Here is a 320-nt window from a genome sequence, read left to right as displayed (position 1 = left end):
TGAATATTTAACCATATCGTGAAGTATATCATCCAGTTTTCTGAATAAATTTTTTAAGTCACTCATAGATTATATACTTTTAGNNNNATTTATATTCTTAATATGATAAAATGAATAAAAGACGCATAAATTATATTCAAAAAAATAGAGAAATATAATTAAAGAATAAAAATATTATAAAAGCCTTAATTTATTTTTCATAGTCTTTATAACTAAATTTAAAACTATTTGGATAATCTAACTCATTTTTACTTTCTTCTCTATTATTATTTTCATTTGTCTTCTTTTCTACTAGAGCAGAACGNATAAAAGCTGGTTGA

The sequence above is a fragment of the Candidatus Nanopusillus massiliensis genome (assembly GCF_920984865.1).
Note: the sequence above shows the minus strand (reverse complement) of the source record.